Genomic DNA, 7731 nt, shown 5'->3' with positions numbered 1-7731 from the left:
TTGAACTTTCTATTAAGTTACTGAATTCTGGGCCAGAGTTTGTGAGTGTTGTATAGGCTGAGCTAATGCTGGCTATAAAGTCTGTATTACTTAAGTTAAGACATCACTACTGATAAGATAGTGAATATTAATATATAAATTGTAAAAAATGTAAAGACAGAGTGAACCTCATCACTTTCTAGGAAGTTTCACCATCAAATTTCACTATATCGCTTATATCATGGTTTAATAAAAGGCGAAACCGGTTTTCTATAGACCTTAGAAAAACGATCAAATGGAAGATTTTTATGCTATCACTGGGGCAGAGACACTGCATCCACCAACAAAGGTTAGAAAAAAAACTAAGACTAAAGTAAAGCCCAACCTACATAATTACAAGTTGTATAGCCAGTTGATGTAATAAAAGAGGTGATGGTAAATGTGCTGCATCTAAATGATAATGATACTTCTAAATCAACATTTTTATATAACCAAGAGCAAGTGAATAAAGATGAAACAATAGCTACCTCAATAAAATAGGAAGCCTGTTCGTCATGACAAATGTCTAACCGCCTTATGATCTTTAAATAGCTTAGAAAGAGGTAGACAATTCAAATCATAAAAATAATTGTTATGACTTCTAGTAAGGGATCATTATAGTACCCTATGGAATAGTTATAATTAGCAAACCTACCAGTTAATATAGCAGACATAGTAAAATTAGGCCATAATATATTGTCGTATAGCATGAATCACTTACACTTTGCGTGCGTTCGGTAACCTTCTCTTTATAGCATTTTTAAGTATTCAGAATAGAGTAGATTGTTTAGGCTCAGAACTTTAAATATAGGAAAAAACTCAATTCCTATAATAATTAGGACGAAATGTCTATCAACATCATTAAATACAGTTGCTCCTGTAGTTGTAATACCAGATATCATTTCAAACAATGAATCGGCATAGCTGCTCAGATTATCAAGATAAAATAGAGTAGCTCCAAACAGAAAGAAAGCAATCTAGGTACAGTTGGTAATCGCAAAACTACTGGCATTTCATACAATCTACTTAAATTACCTAATAAAATAAAAATTTTGCGCCAGATGTGCAAGTAGTTATAAACCTAGCCAGAAGTTTTCCATTAGTAGCCCAGATACTTATTAGTAATAGCAGGAATAACCATCGTTAAGCTAAGCAGTAATAGGAGTATCCTAACAATAAATGCAATTGAACACAAAGTTTACAAGTGCTGATGATTTTCTAGAACAAAAGGTATTACACTATATCATGAACTTTTGCTAAAACTCTCTTTATATCTTCATTCGAAAGTGGAATCAGACCGAGCCTGGATAGGTATCCACCTTCAGTACTGATTGAATCTATAACTTCTCTAATGAATTCTCTTAGTCCATCAACGGTATTTAAGTGTTCTTTCTTTATGTAAAGGTATAGAGGCCTTGCTAATATATATTTTCCCGATGATATATTTTCATAAGTTGGCTCAATTCCTGCAATCGTGCTCCCTTGTATCTTATCTTGGTTCCTTATTAAAAAGCTGAAACTAAATATTCCTAAGGCATTCTTGTTACTTTTCAATTTTTGTATTACTATGTTCTCATTGATTCCAACTTCTATATACTTTCCATCATCTCTTATATTACTGCATGCTTTCCTTCTTTCTTCTGGATCCTTGTAACTTTCTTTAAAAATCCTTGAATTCATGCATGAGTATTGATCAATCATAATAAAATTAACCAAAGTTTCGTATGTGCCTGTATTCTGATGTGGACCATAAATTTCAATTCCCGTTTTTGGTAAGGTTTGATTTACATCAGACCAAAACTTCTTGTTATTTTTTACTAGCTTACCATTCTCTTGAGAATATGCAGATAAAGTTTCGAATAAATCCTTTTTTGTAAAATCAAATTTATGGCTTTGATTTGAATTTGCAACGACAATTCCATCATAGCCAATAATGACCTCTACTACTTCATTAACTTTATTCCTTTTACATAGCTCTATTTCTGCCTCTTTTATAGGACGAGATGAAGTGGCAATATCTGGCGTATTTTCTCCTATTCCTGAACAAAACATTTTAAATCCCGGCCCGCTTCCTATTGATTCTACAACCGGAGTCTTAAAGGAGAACATACGATTAAAGTCCTCAGCTATAAATGAGATAAAAGGAAAAACGGTTGAAGACCCAACAATTCTGACATATTTCCTTGCATTAGCATTTGACAGTGGGATAAGTACTGTAAATACAAAAATTAAGAGAAAGCTTCTAAACATTGTTTTCAATTAAGAACATAAACCTATAGTTATTATAATAAAAAGACCAAACTGAAAAGCCTTAATTTTCTCTTAACGACTGATAATTCATTGGAAAAAATACTGTAGTCCTTTGAAGGGTTAGGTGTGAAAGAAACACAAAAGTTGGAGCAGGATTTTTATAGCGTAATCTTTTCAGCTATTTAATAAAAAGAGCGTAGCTAAACCGAGAAATATAAGAGCTGAAAGAATATCAGTTGTTGCTGATGTTAGAATTGAAGAAGAAACTGCAGGATCAGATTTTAAACGGTGAAGCATTATAGGAATGAAAGTTCCGATAAACGTTGCAATGATTGACATCATAACCATAGAAGCCACAAAAATTATCTCTACTTTGAAACTATGAAATCTTATTGCCAATACTATCAATGAAATAGTAGATAAAATTATCCCATTTATAAGACCTATGAAAAATTCTTTTATCAGTATTCTGTTTGCATTTTGCTCAGTCAAATATTTTGTTGCAATTGCCCTAATGGTTAGCGTTACTGTTTGGGATCCAGCGTTTCCACTCATTGATGTAATTATTGGCATAACTATTGGTAGCACTACAAAACTTTTTATTATATCATCGAAGAAGCCAACTACTACAGAACATATTGTTGCAGCTAAGAGATTAAATAATAACCAGGGTAGCCTTTGAATTATAGTTTTATGTATAGGAGCATTTATATCGGCTTTAGACGACACACCACTTATTTTGAGTACATCTTCTTCTGTTTCTTGTTGAACAACTTTTATTACATCCTCAATCAAGATCACACCAATGATTTTACCACGCTTATTTACTACTGGAGCTGATAATAGAGAATAATCTTTAAATACTCTTGCTACTTCCTCTTGATCTACTCCGGTTTTAATAATCTTTATGTCTTGACTCATTATCTCTTTTATTATTGTTTCTCCTGAGTGAGATATTACCTTGTTCAAATTAACACTACCTATAGGCTCTAATTTTGAGTCAATAATAAAGATCTGATGAAATTTTTCTGGTATTTTTTTATAACTGCGCAAAAATTCTGTTAATTGGTTTATCGTCCAATAATATGGAGCTATAACCATATCTTTATGTATCAATCTTCCTGCACTTTCCTCTGGATACGATAATAATTCCTCTACTGATTTTTGAGTTTCGTTGGGCAGGTATTTAAGTATGTTTTCTATGGATTTTCTGTCCAAATCTTTCACTATGGCTACTATATCTTCCACATCGAGGAGTGTTAGTAACTTTGCCGCATTTTCTATTCCCAATGTTTCTATGATCTCCACTTGTAAGTCTGGTACTACATGCACTAGAGCATTACTTAATGAATATTGATCGAGGACACTAACTAACTGCTCTCTGTGATCACTGATTGAGGTGGATAAAAAATAGGCTAGCTGAACGCTATCTATTGTTTTTATAATATTATGAATGTTTTCTAGTTTCTGATTATTGAGTGACTCTATCAAGCTATCAATAGCCTTTTTATCTAAATCATAGTGAAATTTTGTCTCAACACTCATTATTTTACCTTATTTTCTAACAAACGTATATGCTTGATTCCTTTAAACATTAGAGTATAATAAGATTGTTTTAAATTAACTATTATATGGTTAAATTTCTATTTTGTGTACTGTTATTGCTGTTAATAATAAATATATTAAAATCTAAAGCATAATGAAAGCTTATCTAGAGATCCTTGAGTATTTTCAGAACTTAGATAAAAGTATTTCTGTTATCAGGAGGTGTCTTTGACGTAGAAAAACTAAAATTGCGCCTCGAAAAGTTGGAGTCTCAGACTGTGGATGGTAGCCTATGGCAAGACAACCAAAAGGCACAAGAAGTTTTAAAAGAATATTCTAAAATTAAGAATGATGTAGAGTCGTTTTCAAAGCTAGAAAGTGATTATAATGATGCTATCAGTTTAATGAAATCTGCTATTGATGAAAACGATGAAGAGTTTTTCTCTGAAGTTGAAAATGAATTAGTAAAACTAGAGAAATTAATCAAGCGTAAAGAAACAAATTTCCTATTTACTGATGAAGCGGATAATAATGATTGCTTCTTAGAAATCCACTCAGGGGCTGGTGGAACAGAGAGCAATGATTGGGCTGAAATATTGATGCGCATGTATATAAGGTGGGCAGAGATTTATCACAATTTTAAAGTTGAAGTTGTAGAAAAATTAGAAGGAGACTCAATTGGTATAAAATCTGCAACAATAAAAATCATCGGAGAGAAGGCATACGGATGGGCAAAAAGCGAAAGCGGCATTCACAGACTTGTTAGAATATCACCATTTGATGCAAACAGTAAACGTCATACCAGTTTTGCAAGCATAGGAGTGACTCCAGTGATAGAGGATTCAATTGATATTGCTGTGGATGAGGGAACTCTAAAGATTGACACTTACCGCGCTTCAGGGGCAGGCGGCCAGCACGTGAACAAAACTGAAAGTGCGGTGCGTGTTACACATATTCCAACAGGTGTTATAGTTCAGTGCCAAAATAACCGTTCTCAGCATCAGAATAAAAATGAGGCATTAAAATTACTTAAAGGGCGTTTATACCAAATTGAACTGGAGAAAAAAGAGCAGAAAATGGCTGAAGAGTACGGCAAAAAATGCGGCATAGGCTGGGGCAATCAAATCAGGTCATACGTTATGCATCCGTATCAAATGGTAAAGGATTTAAGAACCGGATATGAAGTGGGGAACATAAATTCCATCTTTGATGGCAATATAGACTGTTTCATAGTTAATGTGCTCACTAATAAAAATTAGGAATTTTACCTAGATAATGACAAAGTATTATATAGTTAGCATCTTATATTTAATTTTTTGCACTATATGTACCTTATGTCTTCACAACATTTCTAGGTTTTTACCTATATAAGTTAAAACTCGCTTATACTTATAAAGCGTTTAGAACAGTATAATATGCTAATTTGCAGGATTAGAGAGTAAATACTATCTACCACGGTATATCTTTTGCCTTTTTTTTGCCTAGTAAATTTCTAAAACATTTATGACTAAAGGTTAGTTGCAATAAAAAACAACTGAGTCGCGATTATTAAGTATTTAAAACATAAAAAAACGCCAATGTTTTTAAATAGATATTAACCAGGGTTTCTTTTGCCTTTTTTTATTTAGTTAAAAATTTAACTAATTTTATCATGATGCTTATCTTCCATTCATTCAAGTAGCGTAACAATTCACCAACGACAGAGTTTCAAGCTTTCCTCTCAAAAAAATGAATTGACTTTTTTTGCCGTAATCTACGATAATTAAAACATTATTTAAAAAGGGGTGACAATGGAATATGAACAGTGGAAAGAAATATTAAGTGCAATCGATAAGGAAACAGATTTAAGTAAAGATAACGTAATTGTAAAAATAAAAGAGAAGTTAAAAGCACTAGATTCAAGTACATATGAAGAGTGGAAGGAAACTAATTTTGATGTAAATCACTTATTTGCAGTAAAATATGGATTATTGCATTTAGCTGTTCACAATAATCTAAAAAATGTGGTGAATGCTTTATTTGGGGTAGGAGGAATTGATGTTAATGCAGTGGACAAAGATAAACATACTTCTTTACATTTGGCTGTTGAGAAGGGTCATATTGGTATAGTGAATAGTCTGTTAGGAGTAAAAGCAGATGTCAATGTAGAAGATGAAAATGGAAAGACTCCTTTGTACACAGCTGTTCAATTTGGTTGTAAAGGGGAAATAGGAGTTCTAATCGGAAAAATGATGATAGGAGCTCTGATAAGAGCAGGAGCAAATGTTAATGCAGAAGATAAAGATAAATGCACTCCTTTACACTTTGCTGCTCGATGTGGCCATAAAGAGATAGTACAAACTCTAATAGGAGCAGGAGCAAATGTTAATGCAGCAAATGAAGATAAACGCACTCCTTCACATATAGCTACTCAGTTCTGTCGTAAAGAGATAGTAAAAGTCCTAGTAGAAGCAGGAGCAGATGTTCGTGCAGCAGATAAATATGGAATAACTCCTTTACATTTTGCTGACGGTGCAGAGACAGTAAAAACTTTAATAGGAGCGGGAGCAAATGTTAATGCAATAGATAAAGGTAAGTGTAATCCTTTACATATGGCTACTCGATGTAGCTGTGAAGGGGTAATTAAGACTTTAATAGGAAAAAGAGCAGATCTTTTGTCAAAGAATAATGATAGTAAAATTCCGAGCGATTTTAACAAAAGTCACTATATAATTCGGCGTGTGAAATCACTTTGGTCTGAAGAGAGGATGAAGCGACTTGACCAACAGAGTAAAGTGTCTTTTGTTGTTTTTGGTTTAACAATATTATTTGGTACTGCTACAGCAACAACGCTTTTTGTAACTGAAACAATCGCATGCGGTCCATATCCTATAATAGGAACAGTAGTTATAGTTGCAGCGGCAGCATGGGCGGTGTCTTGTGCTACGGCTAAAATATTAGAACCTAGTACTAAAATAGATGAAATGAAAGCAGTACAAGTAGATGAAAATATGCAGAAAGCACCTTCTTAACTTGAGCATATAGTTATAAAGCCTCACTATTACTAAAAGCTTGTCTCTAGAGTTATATTCTATCTTTTTTGTGTGCCGCTGTGTTGCTCTATGGACAATATGCCACCATTGTCAAAGAGCAAAATTTATGCAAGAGTTCACTTTCTCTCAAAAGTTTCATTGCTTGCTCCTTGTTAGCTCCAGTGCATTCATTAAAACCACATTACAAGTCTATACCACCCTCTTTAACAAGGCCACACTTGCAAGCCAAAGCTAGAAGCAAAACCTTCTGTTTGATCAGGGAGATTTCCAGCAATGATTCCTTTATAGCAACACTTTGGTCATTTGCGGTTGGTTCATATCACCCCTTTACTGTCCTTTATATCATCATTTACAATCCTTGCTATAACAGTCTGATCTATAACTCGTTTATCTTTCATCTCTTGAGATATTACTTTTATATCTGATTGATCCTAATCTGCGTCATTCTGTTGCCCTATAATTTATCAACTTCAGATTTGATATAATACGCGGAACTAAAACCATAGCAGCAACAATATAGATGAAGATTTTGCTACAATTTTTGCTGTTTTAGCTAACTTAGAATTGCCCTCTTTAATACTGACAGCATCCAAAAAAAGGTAGACACACACAATCGATGCTATTGTTACAGCAGTGGGTACGATAATTGGAATAAGCAAAAAAGCATTAATTAAATTTTTCCCAAAATTAGTTGGTTTAGCACTATTATTCAATGATGTAGGAATTGCTATTGCCAAGCAAAACTTTTCTTTAAATGCTTCATAGTCAGTCTTAATATCTGTTTCTATTTAGTTTTGTTCCTGCTTAGGTGAGTCATTGCATTTTATAGTATAAATTTCCTGTGCTTAACGGTAAAACTGTTAGCAATACATCGCTTATATCAGTG

Annotated in this window: 5 protein-coding genes; 3 read left to right on the top strand and 2 right to left on the bottom strand. The window is 33.2% G+C overall.

The genetic code is table 11. The features are described from left to right. Nucleotides 1-1251: 1251 nt before the first annotated feature. Both CCY16_RS03170 and mgtE read right to left on the bottom strand, forming a co-directional pair. The gene (locus CCY16_RS03170; protein ID WP_088414900.1) at nt 1252-2268 is read right to left on the bottom strand and encodes a substrate-binding domain-containing protein; all 1017 of its coding nucleotides are present in this window, start codon (nt 2266-2268) and stop codon (nt 1252-1254) included. A gap of 174 nt (nt 2269-2442) precedes the next feature. Further along, a complete protein-coding gene (mgtE, locus tag CCY16_RS03165) occupies nt 2443-3813 on the bottom strand; it encodes a magnesium transporter (protein WP_088414898.1) in 1371 nt (456 codons plus the stop codon). Between the two features lie 154 nt (nt 3814-3967). Here mgtE and prfB point away from each other — a divergent pair. From prfB to CCY16_RS06690, 3 genes are all read left to right on the top strand, one after another. Further along, nucleotides 3968-5072, top strand: a protein-coding gene (prfB, locus tag CCY16_RS03160) for a peptide chain release factor 2 (protein ID WP_143696906.1) whose coding sequence is annotated in 2 segments (ribosomal slippage) — nt 3968-4042 and nt 4044-5072 — 1104 coding nt in all. Because the reading frame shifts where the segments join, the coding sequence is not laid out codon by codon here. Nucleotides 5073-5603: 531 nt separating this feature from the next. After that, on the top strand, nt 5604-6824 hold the full coding sequence (locus CCY16_RS03155) for an ankyrin repeat domain-containing protein (protein WP_088414894.1): 1221 nt from the start codon (nt 5604-5606) through the stop codon (nt 6822-6824). 654 nt (nt 6825-7478) lie between these two features. After that, complete coding sequence (locus CCY16_RS06690) at nt 7479-7610, top strand: hypothetical protein (RefSeq protein WP_281250509.1); 132 nt, start codon at nt 7479-7481, stop codon at nt 7608-7610. The last annotated feature ends 121 nt before the right edge of the window (nt 7611-7731 follow it).

This window comes from Wolbachia endosymbiont of Wuchereria bancrofti (assembly GCF_002204235.2).
Taxonomy (GTDB): domain Bacteria; phylum Pseudomonadota; class Alphaproteobacteria; order Rickettsiales; family Anaplasmataceae; genus Wolbachia.
This window is presented reverse-complemented; position numbering and strand designations above follow the sequence as displayed.

Coding starts and splice junctions, on each gene's coding strand:
- CCY16_RS03170 (WP_088414900.1), bottom strand. CDS start 2,268: ATGTTTAGAAGCTTTCTCTTAATTTTTGTATTTACAGTACTTATCCCA.
- mgtE (WP_088414898.1), bottom strand. CDS start 3,813: ATGAGTGTTGAGACAAAATTTCACTATGATTTAGATAAAAAGGCTATT.
- CCY16_RS03155 (WP_088414894.1), top strand. CDS start 5,604: ATGGAATATGAACAGTGGAAAGAAATATTAAGTGCAATCGATAAGGAA.